Raw genomic sequence first — 18,622 nt, 5'->3', positions numbered from 1 at the left:
GCGCGCTATGTGACGCGCGCCCTATATAAAGAAGGAGCAGTTCATGGCTTCCACAGCACAGATCAAGATTCCCGCGACGTATATGCGTGGTGGCACCAGCAAGGGCGTATTTTTCCTCCGGGACGACCTGCCCGAAGCCGCGCAAACCCCGGGCGCGGCCCGAGATGCCTTGCTGTTGCGGGTAATCGGCAGCCCCGACCCGTACGCCAAGCAGATTGATGGCATGGGCGGCGCGACGTCGAGCACCAGCAAAACGGTGATTCTGTCGAAAAGCGAGAAAGCCGATCACGACGTCGATTACCTGTTTGGCCAGGTGGCCATCGATAAGCCCTTCGTCGACTGGAGCGGCAATTGCGGCAACCTGTCGGCAGCGGTCGGCCCGTTTGCCATCAGCAACGGTCTGGTTGACCCGGCGCGCATTCCCCGCAACGGCGTGGCGGTGGTGCGGATCTGGCAGGCCAACATCGGCAAAACCATCATCGCCCACGTGCCGATCACCGACGGTGCGGTGCAGGAAACCGGCGATTTCGAGCTCGACGGCGTGACCTTTCCGGCGGCGGAAGTGCAACTGGAGTTCATGGACCCGGCCGCGGACGAGGAGGGCGCAGGCGGCTCGATGTTTCCCACCGGCAATCTGGTGGACGAGCTTGAAGTGCCGGGCGTCGGTACGTTCAAGGCGACGATGATCAATGCCGGCATCCCGACGATCTTCGTCAACGCCCGCGACATCGGTTATAGCGGCAGCGAATTGCAGGACGCGATCAACAGCGACCCGAAAGCCTTGAACATGTTCGAAACGATCCGGGCCTACGGCGCCGTGCGCATGGGGCTGATCGGCACGGTCGAGGAGGCCGCAACGCGTCAGCACACGCCCAAGGTGGCCTTCGTGGCGCCGCCTGCGCAATACCTGTCTTCCAGCGGCAAACGGGTCACCACCGAAGACACCGATTTACTCGTGCGCGCCATGTCCATGGGCAAGCTGCATCACGCGATGATGGGCACCGCGGCAGTGGCCATCGGCACAGCCGCGGCGATTCCGGGAACGCTGGTCAACCTCGCAGCGGGCGGTGGCGAGCGCAGTGCCGTGCGCTTCGGTCACCCCTCGGGCACCCTGCGCGTCGGCGCCGAAGCGGAGTTGGTCGACGGTGAATGGCAGGTCAAAAAAGCGATCATGAGCCGCAGCGCGCGGGTATTGATGGAAGGGTGGGTGCGGGTGCCGGGCTGAAAGCTCAGCTTCATTGAGCACCGTAACCTGTAGGAGCCGGCTTGCTGCGGGCCGCGCTCGGACGAATGCGGTGTGTCAGGCACCGAAAATGGTGTGTGATGAATCGGTTCGCCAGCAAGCCGGCTCCTACAGTGTTGGAGCTGCGCGCTTATTTAAACCGCCGCTCGACGCCTTTCTCCACCAGCACCTTCGCCGAGATTTCCTCGACCGAAAAATGCGTGGAATTGATGTGCGGGATGTTTTCGCGGCGGAACAGGCCCTCGACTTCGCGCACTTCGAACTCGCACTGGGCGTAGCTGGCGTAGCGGCTGTTGGGTTTGCGCTCGTGGCGGATGGCGGTGAGGCGGTCGGGGTCGATGGTCAGGCCGAACAGCTTGTCCCGGTGCAGTTTCAGGGCAGCGGGCAACTGCAGGCGCTCCATGTCGTCTTCGGTCAGCGGGTAGTTGGCCGCGCGGATGCCGAATTGCATGGCCATGTACAGGCAGGTCGGGGTTTTGCCGCAGCGCGACACGCCCACCAGGATGATGTCGGCCTTGTCGTAATAATGGGTTCTGGCGCCGTCATCGTTGTCCAGCGCGAAGTTCACCGCCTCGATCCGCTCCATGTAGTTGGAGTTGTGCCCGATGGAGTGGGATTTCCCCACCGAGTAGGACGAGTGTGAACTAAGCTCCAGCTCCAGCGGGGCGAGAAAGGTCGAGAAGATGTCGATCATGAAGCCGTCGGAGGTCGCGAGGATCTCGCGGATGTCCTGATTGACGATGGTGTCAAAGATGATCGGACGGGCCTCGTCCTTCTCGGCGGCCTTGTTGATTTGCTGCACCATGGCCCGCGCCTTCTCGACGCTGTCGATGTAGGGCCTCGTGAACTTGTTGAAGGTAATGTTCTCAAATTGCGCTAACAGGCTCTGGCCCAGTGTTTCGGCGGTGATGCCGGTGCCATCGGAGATGAAAAAAGCGGATCGTTTCATTTGCGCACCGGGGCCTTAAGCTAATGACCATTTGTGGATATGATAGGCCGGCTTTCTGGCCATGGCTGGCCGCAGTCTACCCGTTTTCAATCGCCGCGATTCCCGCACCAAAGCGTTTCCCAACAATAACCGGTTAGTGGAGAGATCACCTTGGTAGAGTACGTAGTTTCCCTCGATAAGCTCGGCAAACATGATGTTGAGCACGTGGGGGGCAAGAACGCATCCCTCGGCGAGATGATCAGCAACCTGGCGGGCGCAGGCGTGTCCGTTCCCGGTGGCTTTGCCACTACCGCTCAGGCCTACCGTGATTTCCTCGAGCAGAGTGGCCTTAACGATCAGATCCATCAGGCCCTCGACGCGCTGGATGTCGACGACATCAACGCGCTGACGAAAACCGGCGCGAAGATCCGTCAGTGGATCATGGAGGCTGAATTCCCGGAGAAGCTCAACGCCGAAATCCGAACCGCCTTCGCCGAGCTGTCGGCGGGCAACCCGGACATGGCCGTGGCCGTACGCTCTTCCGCCACCGCAGAAGATTTGCCGGATGCCTCCTTCGCCGGTCAGCAGGAAACCTTCCTGAATATCCGTGGCGTCGAAAACGTGATTCGCGCGGCGAAAGAAGTCTTCGCTTCGCTGTTCAACGATCGCGCCATTTCCTACCGCGTGCATCAAGGCTTCGACCACAAGCTGGTGGCGCTGTCCGCTGGCGTGCAGCGCATGGTGCGTTCTGAAACCGGCACCGCCGGCGTCATGTTCACCCTGGACACCGAATCCGGTTTCCGCGACGTGGTGTTCATCACCGGCGCCTACGGCCTGGGCGAGACCGTCGTACAGGGCGCAGTCAACCCCGACGAATTCTACGTTCACAAAAACACCCTTGAAGCCGGTCGCCCGGCGATCCTGCGCCGCAACCTGGGCAGCAAGGCGATCAAGATGATCTACGGCGAAGAAGCCAAGGCCGGCAAATCGGTCAAGACCATCGACGTCGACCCGGCCGACCGCGCGCGTTTCTGCCTCAGCGACGAGGAGGTCAGCAACCTGGCGCGCCAGGCGATGATCATCGAAAAGCACTACCAGTGCCCGATGGACATCGAGTGGGCCAAAGACGGCGATGACGGCAAGCTGTACATCGTGCAGGCGCGTCCCGAGACCGTTAAAAGCCGCACCTCGGCCAACGTCATGGAGCGTTACCTGCTGAAAGAGAAGGGCACCGTTCTGGTGGAAGGCCGCGCCATCGGCCAGCGCATTGGCGCCGGCAAGGTGCGGATCATCAAGGACGTGTCCGAGATGGACAAGGTCCAGCCCGGCGACGTGCTGGTCTCCGACATGACCGACCCGGACTGGGAACCGGTGATGAAGCGCGCCAGCGCCATCGTCACCAATCGCGGCGGGCGCACCTGCCACGCCGCGATCATCGCCCGCGAGCTGGGCATTCCGGCCGTGGTCGGTTGCGGCAACGCCACCGAGCTGTTGCAGGAAGGTCAGGGCGTCACCGTGTCCTGCGCCGAGGGCGACACCGGTTACATCTTCGAGGGCGAGCTGGGCTTCGACATCAAGCAGAACTCCGTCGACGCCATGCCTGACCTGCCGTTCAAGATCATGATGAACGTCGGCAACCCCGATCGCGCCTTTGATTTCGCCCAGCTGCCCAACGCCGGTATCGGCCTGGCGCGTCTGGAATTCATCATCAACCGCATGATCGGCGTGCACCCCAAGGCACTGCTGAACTACGCCAACCTGCCCCAGGACATCAAGGAAAGCGTCGACAAGCGCATCGCCGGTTACGACGACCCGGTCGGTTTCTACGTCGAGAAGCTGGTCGAAGGCATCAGCACCCTGGCGGCGGCGTTCTCGCCGAAAAAAGTCATCGTGCGCCTGTCGGACTTCAAGTCCAACGAATACGCCAACCTCATCGGCGGCAAGCTCTACGAGCCGGAAGAAGAAAACCCGATGCTGGGCTTCCGTGGCGCGTCGCGTTACATCAGCGAAAACTTCCGCGACTGCTTCGAACTGGAATGCCGCGCCCTCAAGCGCGTGCGCAACGAGATGGGCCTGACCAACGTCGAAATCATGGTGCCGTTCGTCCGCACCCTGGGCGAAGCGAGTCAGGTCATCGACTTGCTCGCCGAAAACGGTCTGGCCCGTGGCGAGAACGGTTTGCGCGTGATCATGATGTGCGAGCTACCGTCCAACGCCCTGATGGCCGATGAGTTCCTCGAATTTTTCGACGGTTTCTCCATCGGTTCCAACGACCTGACCCAGCTGACCCTGGGCCTGGACCGTGACTCCGGGATCATCGCCCACCTGTTCGACGAGCGTAACCCTGCGGTCAAGAAGCTGCTGTCCTACGCCATTCAGGCCTGTAACAAGGCGGGCAAGTACATCGGCATCTGCGGCCAGGGCCCGTCCGATCACCCGGATCTGGCGCGCTGGTTGATGGAGCAGGGCATCGAAAGCGTTTCCCTGAATCCTGATTCGGTATTGGAAACCTGGTTCTTCCTGTCCGAAGAGGACGCTCCAACCTGATGCAGATCGAGTAAGATGCCGGCCCGTTTCCATGGGCCGGTTTCCCGAGAGGGCGGTTTTTAACGAATCCGCCCTTTTTTGTGGGTGATTTTCAGCGCGCTGGCAGCGTCAACCTGCTGTCCCGCACAACCGCCGTACCCCATCCACCAAGAGCGTCCAGCAAAAGCACCATGCAAAGCAGCAGTCATCTCTTTCCCGTGGCCTTGATCAGTGCCGAGCGTCGTGGCGACCTGACCGAAGACGTGTACCGTTTGAAGCCCGGCAACAGCCCGGATTTCACTGTCGAAATCGCCGTCACCCGGCTGGGTCGTGTGTCGGCCCCGGATGCCCGAGGCGTGCCTGTGGTCTTGCTGCACGGCAGTTTTTCCAATCGACGCTTCTGGTACTCCCCCAAAGGCATCGGCCTGGGTGCCTATCTGGCCCGTGCCGGGTTTGATGTGTGGATACCGGAAATGCGCGGGCACGGTCTCTCGGCGCGCAATAGCGCGTTTGGAACCAACTGCGTCGCCGATTACGCGCGCTTTGATCTGCCGGCCATCGCGGCGTTTGTGCGCGAGCAGACCGGCGAAGCGCCGCACTGGATCGGCCACTCCTTGGGTGGCACGACCCTGGCCGCGGCATTGGGCGGGCATTATCTGACGGCAGCCGACGCGGCCTCGGTAGCCCTGTTCGGCAGTCAGGTCACCCGCAGCCACTGGCCGCTCAAAGTGCCGCCCCTGCAATGGGCTGCACGGCTGCTGCTCAAACGCTTCGAGCACGTGTCGGGCCCGCGTTTCAAGCGCGGCCCGGAAGACGAGCCCATGGGCGTCCTGCTGGAAAGCATGCGCTGGCATGGCCTGTTCGGTGGCTTCGGGCACAAGAAGGATGACTGGTGGGGCGGGCTGCCACAGGTCACGGTCCCCGTGCTGTGCGCTGCTGGCGCTGGCGATCATCAGGACCCCGAATGGGCCTGCCGCGAGCTCTTCGAGCGGTTTGGCAGCGAGGACAAGACGTTTCTCGTCCTCGGCCGCGAACACGGCTTCAGCGAAGACTTCGGCCACGTGCCGATGCTGGTCAGCAAAGCCGCGCAAACCCAGGTGTGGCCGCGCGTGGCGGACTGGCTGAACCGTCATGTGGCTGTAGAAGAGGCTGAATCAACGCTGAACATGATGGCAACTCTTTGATTGTGACGGGCGCAACCATTCCTTGGGCGCCGACTTGGCGATAAGCTGCGGTCATTGTCATCGCCGGGGCTGAAATGCAGGTGGCGACTTGTTGGTCAGATTTTTCTGTTCCCTGTGAGGTGCTATATAAGGATGCAATGCGCGTGGAGCGTCGGTCGTTCAACCAGGCCGTCTATTCTCGTAGCCGTCTATCCTAGTGGCTGTCTACCCTCATCACAGAGCTTTCCTGACAGGAGTTACCCATGCATTACATCACCCCGGACTTGTGCGACGCCTACCCTGAGCTGGTTCAAGTGGTAGAACCGATGTTCAGCAACTTTGGTGGCCGTGATTCATTTGGCGGTGAGATCGTCACGCTCAAGTGCTTCGAAGACAATTCCTTGGTCCGCGAGCAGGCCGATCAGCCTGGCCACGGCAAAGTGCTGGTCGTGGACGGCGGAGGCTCACTGCGTTGCGCCCTGCTCGGCGACATGATCGCTGAAAAGGCGGCGAAAAACGGTTGGGAGGGCATGGTGATTTTCGGTTGCGTGCGCGACGTCGATGTCCTGGCACAGACCGATCTGGGTGTGCAGGCCTTGGCCAGTCATCCGCTCAAGACCGAAAAGCGCGGCCTGGGTGATCTGAACAAGGTGGTGACCTTCGGCGGTGTGACGTTCAAGCCGGGCGCATTCATCTATGCCGACAACAACGGCATCATCGTCTCGCCCAGCGCGCTGAAGATGCCGGACTGACCGGCTCTATTACGCTTAACGCTGTTAGCGATTCACTCAGCAAGGACACGAATGTTCGACGAAACAAACGCGCAGTGGGGGCTGGTTCATGCCCTCGTGTTGGACGGAAAGGGCGGGGCACGTTTTATCCCCCGAACTGCACTGGATGGTCTGCAGCTGGAGCCCCACGAAAGTGTGTGGCTCCATTGGGACCGCAGCCACCCGCAGACCCAGACGTGGTTGCGCAAGACCAGCGGTCTGAGCGAGTTTGTCTGTGACCTGATGCTGGAAGAGAACACCCGGCCACGCCTGTTGGCCTTGCCGGACAATGAATTGCTGCTGTTCCTGCGCGGGGTCAACCTGAACCCGGGCGCAGAACCGGAAGACATGGTATCGGTGCGTATTTTCGCCGCCGCCCAGCGCGTCATCTCGTTGCGCCTGCGCTCGCTGCGGGCAACCGACGAGCTGATCGCGTCATTGAATGAAGGTAAGGGCCCGAAAACAGCGTCGGAATTGCTGTTGTATCTGGCTCAGTTTCTGACCGAAAAGGTTCAAGCGGTGGTCAGCGAGCTGACAGAACTGGCCGATGACATGGAGGAGCGCATGGATGCCGACGAGCGGTATCTGCCCGAGCACGGCAACATGGTTCACATCCGCCGGCGAGCGGCGGGACTGCGTCGTTTCCTGGCGCCTCAGCGCGACATCTACGCTCAGCTGACGCGCAGCAAGATGCCGTGGTTCGTGGAAGACGATGCCGATTACTGGAACGAATTGAACAACAGCCTGACGCGCTATCTCGAAGAGCTGGAATTGATCCGAGAGCGCGTGGGGCTGGTGCTTGAGGCCGAAGACAGGCGTCGCAACGAACGCATGAACAGGACCATCTATCGGTTTGGGGTCATCACTGGCATCTTCCTGCCGATGAGCTTCCTGACCGGTTTGTTGGGCATCAATGTGGGGGGCATCCCAGGGTCGGAAAATCCCTACGGATTTGTGTACGCCTGCGGCCTGATGCTCGTTGTGGCCGTCGGCCAGATGTGGCTGTTCAAGCGATTGCGCTGGGTATGAGGATGAAAAATCGGAAGGCGTTCACGTGTGTCGTGTGACTCCGGCAGAAGTGGCTGCGTCTTTCAGTGATATTGCGTGAGGTGCCTATGCACGACCCGTTTGAAGAATCACTGCGCGACATGCTCAACGCTTCGTCGAGCAGCCGGGACGATGATGCCGTTCTGGGCCGAGTGTTGAAGACCGCCAACCGTCAGGTCGGCGCCGGTGATCTGTTCAGTCTTCTGGGTCGTTGCACGCAGGCGTTGATGATCGCCGTGAATAACGGCTCCGCTCACGTTTCACCCGTTTCTCGCCGCAAGGCGACACGTGCCGGTACTACGTTTAGCGGTACCGGTGCACAAGACAAGGCTGATTGAATATGGAATTGGATCTCTGGACGCAGAGCCTGGTTACCGCAATGACTGCGTTGTGGACCAAAGTCGCGAACTTCATCCCGAATCTGTTCGGCGCGCTGGTCGTAGTGCTTTTGGGTTTCGTGGTTGCAAAACTGCTCGACACCCTGCTATCCAAGCTGTTGGCCAAACTCGGTCTGGATCGCCTGATGGGCGGCACCGGTTTGACCAAACTGATCAGCCGCGCCGGGATTCAGGTCCCGATATCGACGCTGATCGGCAAGATCGTTTATTGGTTCGTGCTCTTGATTTTTTTGGTATCAGCGGCAGAATCGCTGGGGCTGGAGCGGGTCTCCGCGACGCTGGACATGCTAGCGCTGTACCTGCCGAAGGTTTTCGGCGCCGCGCTGGTGTTGCTGGTCGGTGTCTTGCTGGCGCAGTTGGTCAACGGTATTGTGCGAGGCGCCGCCGAAGGGGTGGGCCTGGATTACTCGGCTGGCCTGGGGCGAATCGCTCAGTGGCTGGTGATCATCATCAGTATTTCGGTGGCGATCAGTCAGCTGGAGGTCAAAACCGACCTGCTGAACCATGTAATTGTTATCGGATTGATTACCGTTGGTCTGGCCGTTGCGTTGGCCATGGGACTGGGCAGTCGCGAAATCGCGAGCCAGATCCTGGCAGGAATTTATGTGCGTGAGTTGTATCAGGTAGGGCAACAAGTGCGTGTGGGTGAGGTCGAAGGGCAGATCGAAGAAATTGGCACGGTGAAAACCACCCTGCTGACCGAGGAAGGGGAGTTGGTGTCTTTGTCCAACCGGATCCTCCTCGAGCAGCGAGTGAGCAGCCGTTGAGCCGGCGAATCTGCTAATGTATGCCGCCGCAAAACCCGGGCGATTCCCGGGCGCGGCGGACATCTACCCGACTGTCGGCACGACTTGTTTTGAATAACGTTCAATCGCCCTCTCTGCGCTACGACCCACGCGAGCTCTCCGACGAGGAGCTGGTTGAGCGTTCGCACGCCGAGCTGTTTCACGTCACGCGGGCGTACGAAGAATTGATGCGTCGTTACCAGCGGACACTTTTTAACGTGTGCGCACGCTATCTGGGGAACGATCGCGATGCTGATGATGTCTGTCAGGAAGTGATGCTTAAGGTGTTGTATGGCTTGAAGAACTTCGAGGGTAAATCGAAGTTCAAGACCTGGCTCTACAGCATCACGTACAACGAATGCATCACGCAGTACAGGAAGGAGCGGCGAAAGCGTCGGTTGCTGGACGCTTTGAGTCTTGACCCCCTCGAGGAAGCGTCGGAAGAAAAGACGCCAAAACCAGAAGAAAAGGGCGGGCTTGATCGCTGGCTTGTGCATGTGAACCCGATCGACAGGGAAATTCTGGTGCTACGATTTGTCGCAGAGCTGGAGTTTCAGGAGATCGCAGACATCATGCACATGGGCCTGAGTGCCACGAAAATGCGTTACAAGCGGGCACTTGATAAATTACGTGAGAAATTTGCAGGCGTTACCGAAACTTAACTCGGCGCAAATATCTCTAACGAGCAGGCAAGTTCTGATAGACTTGCCGACGAGTTGTCTCTCGCTGAGGGGGACTGCTTTACAATCACCAGATGGGGATTTAACGGATGAAACTGAAAAACACCTTGGGCTTGGCCATTGGTACTATTGTTGCCGCAACTTCGTTCGGCGCTCTGGCACAAGGCCAAGGCGCAGTCGAAATCGAAGGCTTCGCCAAGAAAGAACAGTACGACAGCGCTCGTAACTTCAAAAACGACGGCAACCTGTTCGGCGGTTCTGTTGGCTACTTCCTGACCGACGACGTTGAATTGCGTCTGGGCTATGACGAAGTGCACAACGTCCGTAGCGACGACGGCAAGAACATCAAGGGCGCTGATACCGCTCTGGACGCTCTTTACCACTTCAACAACCCGGGCGACATGCTGCGTCCGTACGTCTCGGCTGGTTTCTCCGATCAGAGCATCGGTCAGAACGGCAGCGGCGGTCGTAACCGCTCCACCTTCGCCAACATCGGCGGCGGTGCCAAGCTGTACTTCACTGACAACTTCTATGCCCGTGCTGGCGTTGAAGCTCAGTACAACATCGACCAGGGCGACACCGAGTGGGCGCCAAGCGTCGGTATCGGTGTGAACTTCGGCGGCGGTTCGAAGAAAGTTGAAGCAGCACCGGCTCCAGTAGCTGAAGTGTGCTCCGACAGCGACAACGACGGCGTTTGCGACAACGTTGACAAGTGCCCTGACACCCCAGCAAACGTGACTGTCGACGCTAACGGCTGCCCAGCTGTTGCTGAAGTCGTACGCGTTGAGCTGGACGTTAAATTCGACTTCAACAAGTCGGTTGTGAAGCCAAACAGCTACGGCGACATCAAGAACCTGGCTGACTTCATGAAGCAGTACCCACAGACCACCACCACTGTTGAAGGTCACACTGACTCCGTCGGTCCTGACGCTTACAACCAGAAGCTGTCCGAGCGTCGTGCAAACGCCGTTAAGCAAGTTCTGGTTAACCAGTACGGTGTTGGCGCTAACCGCGTAAACTCGGTTGGCTACGGTGAAACCCGCCCAGTTGCTGACAACGCAACTGACGCTGGCCGCGCTGTAAACCGTCGCGTAGAAGCACAAGTAGAAGCCCAAGCTAAGTAATTAGCCTCGCTTCACGAAAAACCCGGCTCAGGCCGGGTTTTTCTTTGCCTGCGATTTGACCCCGGTGATCCTCCTTGATTTGCGGTCTGGCTGTCTAAGCGAAAAAAACGGATGAATCTGGATCCATCTAAGCGAGTACCCTTGACAGACTAAGCCCTCATTAGCGTTTGAGTAGCAACACCCACAACACCAGATTGAACAGCAGCGACACCAAGGCAACTGTGCGCCAGACTTTAAGCGGCTCACGCTCCAGCAGTGGGATTGTCCGTTTATTCAGCGGCGAGAGTTCGCCCTGTTGAAAGTGCACGAGCCAGTGCTCGGCGGTCTCGAAGCGCTTCAGCGGATCAGCCAGCAGGGCACGCTCTAGATGCTGTTCCAGCCAGTCCGGGACATCCGGGCGGTAACGGCTCACCGGCAGCGGATTGCCGAAGCGGCGGCGCTGGAAGGGCTCGATCTCGCCGTAGGGATAGTGGCCGGTGAGCAGGAAGTACAGCGTGACGCTGGCGCCATACAGATCAAAGCCCGGGCTGGGTTCTGCACCTTCGAAGGCTTCAGGGGCCATGTAGCTGGGCGTGCCGGGCACGTCGCCGTTTTGATCCACTGAGAGACCTGGGCTGTAGGCGAGCCCGAAATCCAGAATGCGTAAACCTCCTGCTTTCTCAAGCAGCAGATTTTCCGGCTTGATGTCACGGTGAATGATGTTGCGACGGTGCAGCAGACCGACGGCAGCGATCAGTTCCCGGGCCAGACTCAGCCACGGCGACAGCGCCATCGGCCCTTCCTGATCGAAGATGTCAGCCAGGGTCTGGCCGGAGTACTCACGCATCACGTAATACAGATGCTGGCGCTGGCCAAGGGGGTGCAGCTCTGGAAAGAAGCGACCCGCGACGCGACGCAAGAACCACTCTTCCAGCAACAGGGCCTGCGCCGCGCCGGCCTCCTCAAGGCGCGAGGGCGGCAGCGTCTTCAATAACCACTGTTGCTGTTGGTTGTCGCGTACGCGATACAGAAGGGACTGTCGCGAGTCGCTCAAACGCGCCTCGACCTGCCAGCCTTCAAAGGTCTGGCCTGCTTTGAGAAGGGCTGGCACAGGCCATTGCTGAAGTTGCAGCAGCGTTTCGCCCAGGCTGTCCGAGCCCAACTGATCGACCTGTACTAGCAAAGCGCTTGCGTTATCGGCGCTGCCCGAAAGATGCGCGGCGTTGACCAGCGTTCGGACAGCCGTATCCAGATCTGCCTGCTCGTTGAGAATCGAGCCGATTCGGTCATCGCCCAACGTTGCCCACACGCCATCGCTGACCAGCAACAAACGCTCGCCTTGGCGCAGCTCGCCGTCCAGGTAATCCATGACCACGTATTGATCCAGACCCAGCGCGCGTTTCAGCACGTGCTGCATGTCCGGCTGTTCCCAGACGTGGTCCTGGCTGACTCGCTGGAGCAGGCCTGAGTGCCAGCGATACACACGACAGTCGCCGACGTGGGCGAGGGTGAAGCGGCGCCCGCGCAGGACCAGCGCACTGAGGGTGGTCAACAAGCCGTTGGCCAGCAGCCAGCGGTTTTGCGCCAGCAGCAGGCGGTCGAGGGCCTGTGCGACGCTCCAGGTTTCCGGCGTCGCGTAGTAATCCATGGCTAATGCCTGCAGCGTGGCCCGGGATGCCAGTCCGCCGTCCGCGCATTGACTGACGCCGTCTGCGAGGGCGAACAGATAACCCTTGCTGGCGGCCAGCGCCGGGGCAGGAGTTACTACGCGTATGGCGTCCTGATTCTCCGTCCGCGGGCCGGTGGCGCTGAGTTCGGCGACGCGCAGTTGCAAGCCCGTGTTAAGGGGCGCGACCGGCGTCAGCGGCGGATTAACACTCAAGGTCTAGACGCGGGCGGCGGTGACAGCGGCCGAGCCCCAGGTGGTTCTCCAGCGACGCTTGACGTTCATCAAGCCGAACCAGGCCAGCACGCCGAGGAACGCGAACAGCCAAAGGCCCAGTTGGTACTCGCCGGTGTTTTGCTTGATCGCGCCGAGCCCGGCGGCGAGCAGGAAGCCACCGATGCCACCGGCCATGCCGATCAGGCCGGTCATCACGCCGATCTCTTTGCGAAAGCGTTGCGGCACCAACTGGAAGACCGCGCCGTTACCGGCCCCGAGGCCGAGCATGGCGGCGACGAACAGCGCCAGTGCCGCCCAGGAGCTGGGCAGGTTGAAGCCGACGGCGGCGATGCAGATCGCGGCGACGGCGTACATGCCGGACAGCGTGCGGATCCCGCCGAAGCGATCGGCGAGGGCGCCGCCCAGTGGCCGCATCATGCTGCCGCCGAAGACGCAGGCGGCGGTGTAATAACCCGCGGTCACCGGGCTCAGGCCGTATTGATCGTTGAAATAGCCGGGCAGGGCGCTGGCCAGGCCGATGAAGCCGCCGAAGGTCACGCTGTAGAAGAACATGAACCACCAGCTGTCGCGGTCGCCCAGGGCTTTGAAATAGTCAGCCATGGATTTGGCCTTGGGGCGTTCCGGGGCGTTTTTTGCCATGAGCGAGAAAGCGATGAGGGTCAGCAGCAGCGGCGCCACGGCAAAGCCGAATACGTTGTTCCAGCCGAAGCTGGCCGCGAGGACTGGCGCGATCAGTGCCGCGAACACAGTGCCGGAGTTGCCGGCGCCGGCGATGCCCATGGCTTTGCCTTGGTGCTGGGGCGGGTACCATTGCGAGGCCAGCGGCAGTGCCACGGCGAAGGACGCGCCGGCCATGCCAAGGAACACGCCGAGCAGAAGCGCTTGTTCATAGCTGTGAATGCCCAGTTGCCAGGCGCCCAGCAGCGCGGCTATGACGATGACCTGACCGATGATCCCGGCGGTCTTCGGCGACAGCTGATCGGCGAGCATGCCCATGATGAAGCGTAGAAACGCACCCGCGAGAATCGGCGTGGCGACCATCAGGCCGCGCTGCTGGGTGGTCAGGTGCAGGTCGGCGGCAATCTGCACCGCCATCGGACCGAGCAGGTACCAGACCATGAAGCTCAGGTCGAAATACAGGAACGCTGCGAACAGTGTCGGTTTATGGCCGGCTTTCCAGAAACTCGTGTTCATCTAACACCTCATCTGCAGGGATTCGTGTTCGGTGGAGGTGTTGCTCGCACCGCTACGGGTCAGGTCATGCAGGCGAAGCACCAGACCGGCGCTCCACCCGCCCCGGTGTGTCCAGGGCAAAAACGAAAAAACGCCGCAGCCCTGTGCGCTTTCGCGAAGGGGTGCGACGTCTTTGTCGTGAGTGGGCAACCGCCGTTGGCTACCTGTGGTTTCTATCTAGCAATCCGTGGGCCAGATGATGGCTTTTTTCTACAAGCCACGATGATCTCCTTGCTCGTACCTGTGTTGCCCATTGACCGGGACACGGCCTGTAGGAGCCGGCTTGCTGGTGAATACAGCGTGTCAGTCGACATGTGAAGAGCTGACAGACCGTGTTCGTCTGATCGCGGCCCGCAGCAAGCGTGCTCCTACGGTGGACTGGCGTCAAACGAGCAATTGGCGTCGGCCACTCAACCTGTAGGAGCGCGCTTGCCCGCGAAGGCAGGGTGTCAGGCGATGGGTTCGTCACAGGCATACCGCGTTCGCGGGCAAGCGCACTCCTACAGTGGATCTCGGCAAGGCACCCTACCTTCGGGATGACCAAAGCCTGCGGATGCTGGCTTGCTGGCGAAGGCAGTTGGGCAGTTGGGCAGTGGGTCAGCGGCTCAGTCGTCAGCTGACACAATGGGTTCGTCCGATCCCGGCCCGCAGCAAGCCGGCTCATGCAGTGGACTGGCGTCAAGCGAGCAAATGGCGTCGGCCACTCAACCTGTAGGAGCGCGCTTGCCCGCGAAGGCAGGGTGTCAGGCGATGGGTTCGTCACAGGCATACCGCGTTCGCGGGCAAGCGCGCTCCTACAGTGGATCTCGGCAAGGCACCCTACCTTCGGGATGACCAAAGCCCGCAGATACCGGCTTGCTGGCGAATGCAGGGTGTCAGTCGACATGTGAAGAGCTGACAGACCGTGTTCGTCTGATCGAGGCCCGCAGCAAGCCGGCTTCTACAGTGGGCATGCGTCAAACGAGCAATTGGCGTCGGCCACTCAACCTGTAGGAGCGCGCTTGCCCGCGAAGGCAGGGTGTCAGGCGATGGGTTCGTCACGGGCACACCTCATTCGCGGGCAAGCGCGCTGCTACAGTGGATCTTGGTAAAGCCCCCAACTTTCGACATACCCAAAGCCGGTATCTACAGAGAGAGTGGGTGTAGCCCGTCATGCCGAGGTCGTCCGGGCCTGGATGCGCTCAGCCCAACAGCTCACTCATCGCAATGATCTGCTCGGCCACCTGAATCAGCTTCTGCTGCCGGCTCATGGCCTGGCGTCGCATCAGGGTGTAGGCGTCTTCCTCGTTGCACTGCTTCATCTTCATCAACAGCCCCTTGGCCGTTTCGATGCGCTTGCGTTCGGCCAGTTGTTGATCGCGGGCATGCAGTTGCGCGCGCAGGTCCTGATCGGTTTCGAAGCGGGCCATGGCGACGTCGAGAATCGGCTGCAGGCGCTGTGCGTGGATACCCTCGACGATGTAGGCGCTGACCCCGGACTTGATCGCCTGACGCATCACGACGGGATCGTGCTCATCGGTGAACATCACGATCGGGCGCGGCAGATCCCGGGTCACCAGCACCACTTGCTCCAGCACATCACGGCCGGGCGATTCGGTGTCGATGAGGATCACGTCCGGGCGCACGGCCTGGACCCGTGCGGGCAGGTCGATGATCAGACCGGATTCGTCGATGACCTCGAAACCGGCTTCGGTCAGCGCCGCTTTCAGCCGACCGACCTTTTTGGGGGTGTCGTTGATCAGCAGGATGCGCAGCATGTCGGCGTCTCCTCAGCGATCAGCATGAACAAGGGCGGCATCGGCCAGCGCGTGCAGCTTGAAGCTGCGGGCGTACCGCGCCGGATCGCTGCCGTCCCAGATTTTGCCGTCGATCAACTGGCTGCTGCGCATCGGCGCCGGCGGCACGGCGATGCCCAGCGCTTCAGCGGCCTCTCGGTAAAGGCCGAGCTGCTGGACGCTGCGGGCGACACCCAGATAGTCCGGGTCTTCGCGCAGCAAGCCCCAGCGGCGGAACTGGGTCATGAACCACATGCCGTCGGACAGCCAGGGCATGTTCACCTCACCGTCGCCGTGGAAGCGGATGGCGTGATGGTCGTGCCATCGGTTGCCGAGTCCGTCATCGTACTCGCCCAGCAGCCGCGATTCGATGGCGCCGACGGGTGCGTTGACGTATTCGGCGGCGCTGAGCAACTGCGCGGTGCTGCGCCGGTTGTCAGCGCTCTCTTCGATGAAGCGGCTGGCCTCAAGCACGGCCATCACCAGCGCCCGCGCCGTGTTCGGGTACTGCTCGGCGAATTCCAGGCTGCACGCCAACACCTTTTCCGGGTGATCCGGCCAGATGGCCTGGGACGTCGCCAGGGTGAAGCCCAGGTTCTGCTGAACGGCACTGGCACCCCACGGCTCGCCGACGCAAAAGCCGTCGATACGCCCGGCCTGCAAGTGCTCGACCATTTGCGGCGGCGGCACCACCACGCTGTCGACGTCGCGCAACGGGTGAATGCCTTGACTCGCGAGCCAGTAATACAACCACAGGGCGTGATTGCCGGTGGGAAAGGTCTGGGCGAAAGTCAGTTTTGAGTCGCTTTGGTGCGTGCGCCGGTCGAGTGCATCAGGAGTGGTCACGCCCGCGTCCTGCAGCGACCGCGACAGGTTGATGCTCTGGCCGTTCTGGTTCAGCCCCATCAGCACCGCCATGTGCTTCGCCGGCCCGGCCAGCCCCAGTTGCACGGCGTAGACCAGGCCGTACAGGCTGTGGGCGGCGTGCAATTCGCCGCTGACCAGTTTGTCGCGCAGGTTGGCCCACGATGACTGCCGGTGCAGGTTGATGTTCAAGCCATAGGGCTGGGCGAAGCCCTGGGTCGCGGCGACGATCAACGAGGCGCTGTCGGTGAGCGCCATGAATCCGAGGTCGACGCTGCTGAGTTCTGGTGCATCGCTGCCGTTGACCCAGGCCAGCGAAGGGTTGAGCGTGTCAGTCATGGTTGCCATTCCGCGTGGAGGCCGAAGCGCTAGTAAGCGCTGCCGATCGTCCAAAAAAAACGCCGCCTCGCCCAGATTGAACCGGGGCGACAGCGACGTCATTGTCCTGTGTCTCGCTCCGCCGTTGGATCGAGTCGATACAGGAGACTAAGCAAGCCATATGCCAGCGCGAGTCGAGGTTGTAAGCAAAGTTCTCGACATGCCTCGCGCTTCGCCCGCAGCGGCGTTTATAATCCGCCGCTGATCCCAGCCGCAATCGAGCCGCCCCCGCCCATGTATAACCTGGCCCGCCAGTTACTGTTCAAACTCTCCCCGGAAACCTCCCACGATCTGTCCATCGACCTGATCGGAGCGGGCGGGCGTCTGGGGCTCAATGGCCTGTTCAACAAGGCGCCGATGCAGCTGCCGGTGACCGTCATGGGCCTGCGCTTCCCCAACCCGGTCGGGCTGGCGGCGGGGCTGGACAAGAACGGCGCGGCCATCGACGGCTTCGCCCAGTTGGGCTTCGGTTTCGTCGAGATCGGCACCGTCACGCCGCGCCCGCAACCGGGCAATCCGAAACCGCGCGTTTTCCGCCTGCCCCACGCCGAAGCCATCATCAACCGCATGGGCTTCAACAACCTGGGCGTCGACAATCTGGTCAGCCGGGTGCAAGCCGCGCAGTACAAAGGCGTGCTGGGCATCAACATCGGCAAGAACGTCGACACGCCCGTTGAGCGCGCCGTGGATGACTACCTCATCTGCCTGGACAAGGTGTACGCCCACGCCAGTTACATCACCGTCAACGTCAGCTCGCCCAACACCCCGGGCCTGCGCAGCCTGCAATTCGGCGATTCACTCAAGCAGTTGCTTGAAGCCTTGCGCTTGCGTCAGGAAGCCTTGACGCAGCTTCACGGCAAGCGCGTGCCGCTGGCGATCAAGATTGCCCCGGACATGAGCGATGAGGAAACGGTATTGGTCGCCAGCGCCCTGCTGGAGTCGGGTATGGACGCGGTGATCGCGACCAACACCACCCTCAGCCGTCAGGGCGTTGAAGGGTTGCCCCACGGCGACGAAGCCGGCGGGCTGTCGGGCGCTCCGGTGCGCGAGCAGAGCACGCACATCGTCAAGGTGCTGGCCGGTGAGTTGGGCGGGCGGTTGCCGATCATTGCTGCCGGCGGCATTACCGAGGGCAAGCACGCGGCCGAGAAGATCGCGGCGGGGGCGAGCCTTGTGCAGATTTATTCCGGGTTCATTTACAAGGGCCCGGCGCTGATCCGCGAATCGGTGGACGCGATCGCGTCAATGTCCCGCTGATCATCCAGCTTCATCCAGACGAAAAGAGGGGTTCCGAATGGAACCCCTCTTGGGCGTTAGCCCGCCGCCCGGGTGGGGCGTGCGTGGTCATGGTGGAGCGATCAGGAATGTCGAAGAAGCTTTAGGTCAGGCTGTAACGTGAGGGTGGCGTCAGCCGACCGCATGAAGTTCGTTGAGTCTGTGAATGCCCGCAGTGCCGGTCATACCGTCCCAATTGTCGCCGCGTCCTTCTCGCCAGCCATTGATCCAGGCTTGACGCACTGACGGTAGAGTAAAGGGGCAAAGCTCACGGGATTTACCGGATACGCCAAATTGGTATCCGCGCGAAAATGCTCTTTCCATCGGATCACGCTTAAGTCTTCTCATAGGGTGTTGCCCTCGTTTGTTGACTGTAATGTCCTTGGAGACCTCAGGTTGAGGTCCGGCAGAAAATTTTCTGCCGTTAGCGGCCCGCTGCCGGCGTCGCGGGCTTGATGCCACCGCCGTTGCGGCGATGACCTTGGGTGATTTCTAACCAATGAAAGATGCGCTGTGAATGATCGTTTTGTCATAAGAACGTAACCATTCAG

16 protein-coding genes are annotated in these 18,622 nt (G+C 61.0%); 10 read left to right on the top strand and 6 right to left on the bottom strand.

Translation table 11 applies throughout. The annotated features are described in order from the left end of the window. Positions 1 to 43: 43 nt before the first annotated feature. On the top strand, positions 44 to 1,225 hold the full coding sequence (gene prpF, locus OKW98_RS19395; RefSeq protein ID WP_265386223.1) for a 2-methylaconitate cis-trans isomerase PrpF: 1,182 nt from the start codon (positions 44 to 46) through the stop codon (positions 1,223 to 1,225). Between the two features lie 148 nt (positions 1,226 to 1,373). Here prpF and OKW98_RS19390 read toward each other — a convergent pair whose 3' ends face one another. Next, the gene (locus OKW98_RS19390) at positions 1,374 to 2,192 is read right to left on the bottom strand and encodes a pyruvate, water dikinase regulatory protein (protein ID WP_074887131.1); all 819 of its coding nucleotides are present in this window, start codon (positions 2,190 to 2,192) and stop codon (positions 1,374 to 1,376) included. Positions 2,193 to 2,342: 150 nt separating this feature from the next. On the opposite strand from OKW98_RS19390, the gene ppsA reads away from it, so the two are divergent. The 8 genes from ppsA to OKW98_RS19350 all read left to right on the top strand — a co-directional run bounded on the left by ppsA (position 2,343) and on the right by OKW98_RS19350 (position 10,664). Further along, the gene (gene ppsA / locus OKW98_RS19385; RefSeq protein WP_265386222.1) at positions 2,343 to 4,718 is read left to right on the top strand and encodes a phosphoenolpyruvate synthase; all 2,376 of its coding nucleotides are present in this window, start codon (positions 2,343 to 2,345) and stop codon (positions 4,716 to 4,718) included. A 170-nt stretch (positions 4,719 to 4,888) separates the two neighbouring features. Then, complete coding sequence (locus OKW98_RS19380; protein WP_265386221.1) at positions 4,889 to 5,881, top strand: alpha/beta fold hydrolase; 993 nt, start codon at positions 4,889 to 4,891, stop codon at positions 5,879 to 5,881. Between the two features lie 242 nt (positions 5,882 to 6,123). Beyond that, complete coding sequence (gene rraA / locus OKW98_RS19375) at positions 6,124 to 6,612, top strand: ribonuclease E activity regulator RraA (RefSeq protein ID WP_265386220.1); 489 nt, start codon at positions 6,124 to 6,126, stop codon at positions 6,610 to 6,612. A gap of 51 nt (positions 6,613 to 6,663) precedes the next feature. After that, entirely contained in the window at positions 6,664 to 7,659 is a 996-nt protein-coding gene (locus OKW98_RS19370; protein ID WP_265386219.1) for a zinc transporter ZntB, read from the top strand. A gap of 86 nt (positions 7,660 to 7,745) precedes the next feature. After that, positions 7,746 to 8,015, top strand: a complete 270-nt coding sequence (locus OKW98_RS19365) for a CrfX protein (RefSeq protein ID WP_265386218.1) — start codon at positions 7,746 to 7,748, stop codon at positions 8,013 to 8,015. A 2-nt stretch (positions 8,016 to 8,017) separates the two neighbouring features. After that, positions 8,018 to 8,842 (top strand): mechanosensitive ion channel family protein, encoded by an 825-nt coding sequence (locus tag OKW98_RS19360; protein WP_037011040.1) that lies wholly within the window; start codon positions 8,018 to 8,020, stop codon positions 8,840 to 8,842. A gap of 89 nt (positions 8,843 to 8,931) precedes the next feature. Then, entirely contained in the window at positions 8,932 to 9,522 is a 591-nt protein-coding gene (gene sigX / locus OKW98_RS19355; RefSeq protein WP_074887153.1) for an RNA polymerase sigma factor SigX, read from the top strand. Between the two features lie 107 nt (positions 9,523 to 9,629). Continuing rightward, positions 9,630 to 10,664, top strand: coding sequence for an OmpA family protein (locus OKW98_RS19350; protein WP_133770674.1), 1,035 nt, complete (start codon positions 9,630 to 9,632; stop codon positions 10,662 to 10,664). Between the two features lie 160 nt (positions 10,665 to 10,824). On the opposite strand, the gene OKW98_RS19345 is transcribed toward OKW98_RS19350, so the two are convergent. The 4 genes from OKW98_RS19345 to OKW98_RS19330 form a co-directional block, all read right to left on the bottom strand. Beyond that, positions 10,825 to 12,477 (bottom strand): bifunctional protein-serine/threonine kinase/phosphatase, encoded by a 1,653-nt coding sequence (locus OKW98_RS19345; protein WP_265389781.1) that lies wholly within the window; start codon positions 12,475 to 12,477, stop codon positions 10,825 to 10,827. A gap of 51 nt (positions 12,478 to 12,528) precedes the next feature. Continuing rightward, complete coding sequence (locus tag OKW98_RS19340; RefSeq protein WP_265386217.1) at positions 12,529 to 13,740, bottom strand: nitrate/nitrite transporter; 1,212 nt, start codon at positions 13,738 to 13,740, stop codon at positions 12,529 to 12,531. A 1,220-nt stretch (positions 13,741 to 14,960) separates the two neighbouring features. Continuing rightward, positions 14,961 to 15,536, bottom strand: coding sequence for an ANTAR domain-containing response regulator (locus tag OKW98_RS19335; protein WP_265386216.1), 576 nt, complete (start codon positions 15,534 to 15,536; stop codon positions 14,961 to 14,963). 12 nt (positions 15,537 to 15,548) lie between these two features. Beyond that, positions 15,549 to 16,757 (bottom strand): CmpA/NrtA family ABC transporter substrate-binding protein, encoded by a 1,209-nt coding sequence (locus OKW98_RS19330; RefSeq protein WP_265386215.1) that lies wholly within the window; start codon positions 16,755 to 16,757, stop codon positions 15,549 to 15,551. Between the two features lie 273 nt (positions 16,758 to 17,030). Between OKW98_RS19330 and OKW98_RS19325 the strand changes: the two genes are divergently transcribed. Then, entirely contained in the window at positions 17,031 to 18,053 is a 1,023-nt protein-coding gene (locus tag OKW98_RS19325) for a quinone-dependent dihydroorotate dehydrogenase (RefSeq protein WP_265386214.1), read from the top strand. Positions 18,054 to 18,203: 150 nt separating this feature from the next. Here OKW98_RS19325 and rmf read toward each other — a convergent pair whose 3' ends face one another. Continuing rightward, complete coding sequence (gene rmf / locus OKW98_RS19320) at positions 18,204 to 18,419, bottom strand: ribosome modulation factor (protein WP_133770664.1); 216 nt, start codon at positions 18,417 to 18,419, stop codon at positions 18,204 to 18,206. Positions 18,420 to 18,622 lie beyond the last annotated feature (203 nt).

Source organism: Pseudomonas sp. KU26590 (assembly GCF_026153515.1).
GTDB lineage: Bacteria > Pseudomonadota > Gammaproteobacteria > Pseudomonadales > Pseudomonadaceae > Aquipseudomonas.
The sequence above is the reverse complement of the archived record's forward strand: the minus strand, read 5'-3'. Positions and strand labels throughout refer to the sequence as shown.

What these genes read in the sequence shown, in the direction of transcription:
- prpF (WP_265386223.1), top strand. Translation starts at nt 44, where the DNA reads ATGGCTTCCACAGCACAGATCAAGATTCCCGCGACGTATATGCGTGGT.
- OKW98_RS19390 (WP_074887131.1), bottom strand. Translation starts at nt 2,192, where the DNA reads ATGAAACGATCCGCTTTTTTCATCTCCGATGGCACCGGCATCACCGCC.
- OKW98_RS19380 (WP_265386221.1), top strand. Translation starts at nt 4,889, where the DNA reads ATGCAAAGCAGCAGTCATCTCTTTCCCGTGGCCTTGATCAGTGCCGAG.
- rraA (WP_265386220.1), top strand. Translation starts at nt 6,124, where the DNA reads ATGCATTACATCACCCCGGACTTGTGCGACGCCTACCCTGAGCTGGTT.
- OKW98_RS19370 (WP_265386219.1), top strand. Translation starts at nt 6,664, where the DNA reads ATGTTCGACGAAACAAACGCGCAGTGGGGGCTGGTTCATGCCCTCGTG.
- OKW98_RS19365 (WP_265386218.1), top strand. Translation starts at nt 7,746, where the DNA reads ATGCACGACCCGTTTGAAGAATCACTGCGCGACATGCTCAACGCTTCG.
- OKW98_RS19360 (WP_037011040.1), top strand. Translation starts at nt 8,018, where the DNA reads ATGGAATTGGATCTCTGGACGCAGAGCCTGGTTACCGCAATGACTGCG.
- OKW98_RS19350 (WP_133770674.1), top strand. Translation starts at nt 9,630, where the DNA reads ATGAAACTGAAAAACACCTTGGGCTTGGCCATTGGTACTATTGTTGCC.
- OKW98_RS19340 (WP_265386217.1), bottom strand. Translation starts at nt 13,740, where the DNA reads ATGAACACGAGTTTCTGGAAAGCCGGCCATAAACCGACACTGTTCGCA.
- OKW98_RS19335 (WP_265386216.1), bottom strand. Translation starts at nt 15,536, where the DNA reads ATGCTGCGCATCCTGCTGATCAACGACACCCCCAAAAAGGTCGGTCGG.
- OKW98_RS19330 (WP_265386215.1), bottom strand. Translation starts at nt 16,757, where the DNA reads ATGACTGACACGCTCAACCCTTCGCTGGCCTGGGTCAACGGCAGCGAT.
- OKW98_RS19325 (WP_265386214.1), top strand. Translation starts at nt 17,031, where the DNA reads ATGTATAACCTGGCCCGCCAGTTACTGTTCAAACTCTCCCCGGAAACC.
- rmf (WP_133770664.1), bottom strand. Translation starts at nt 18,419, where the DNA reads ATGAGAAGACTTAAGCGTGATCCGATGGAAAGAGCATTTTCGCGCGGA.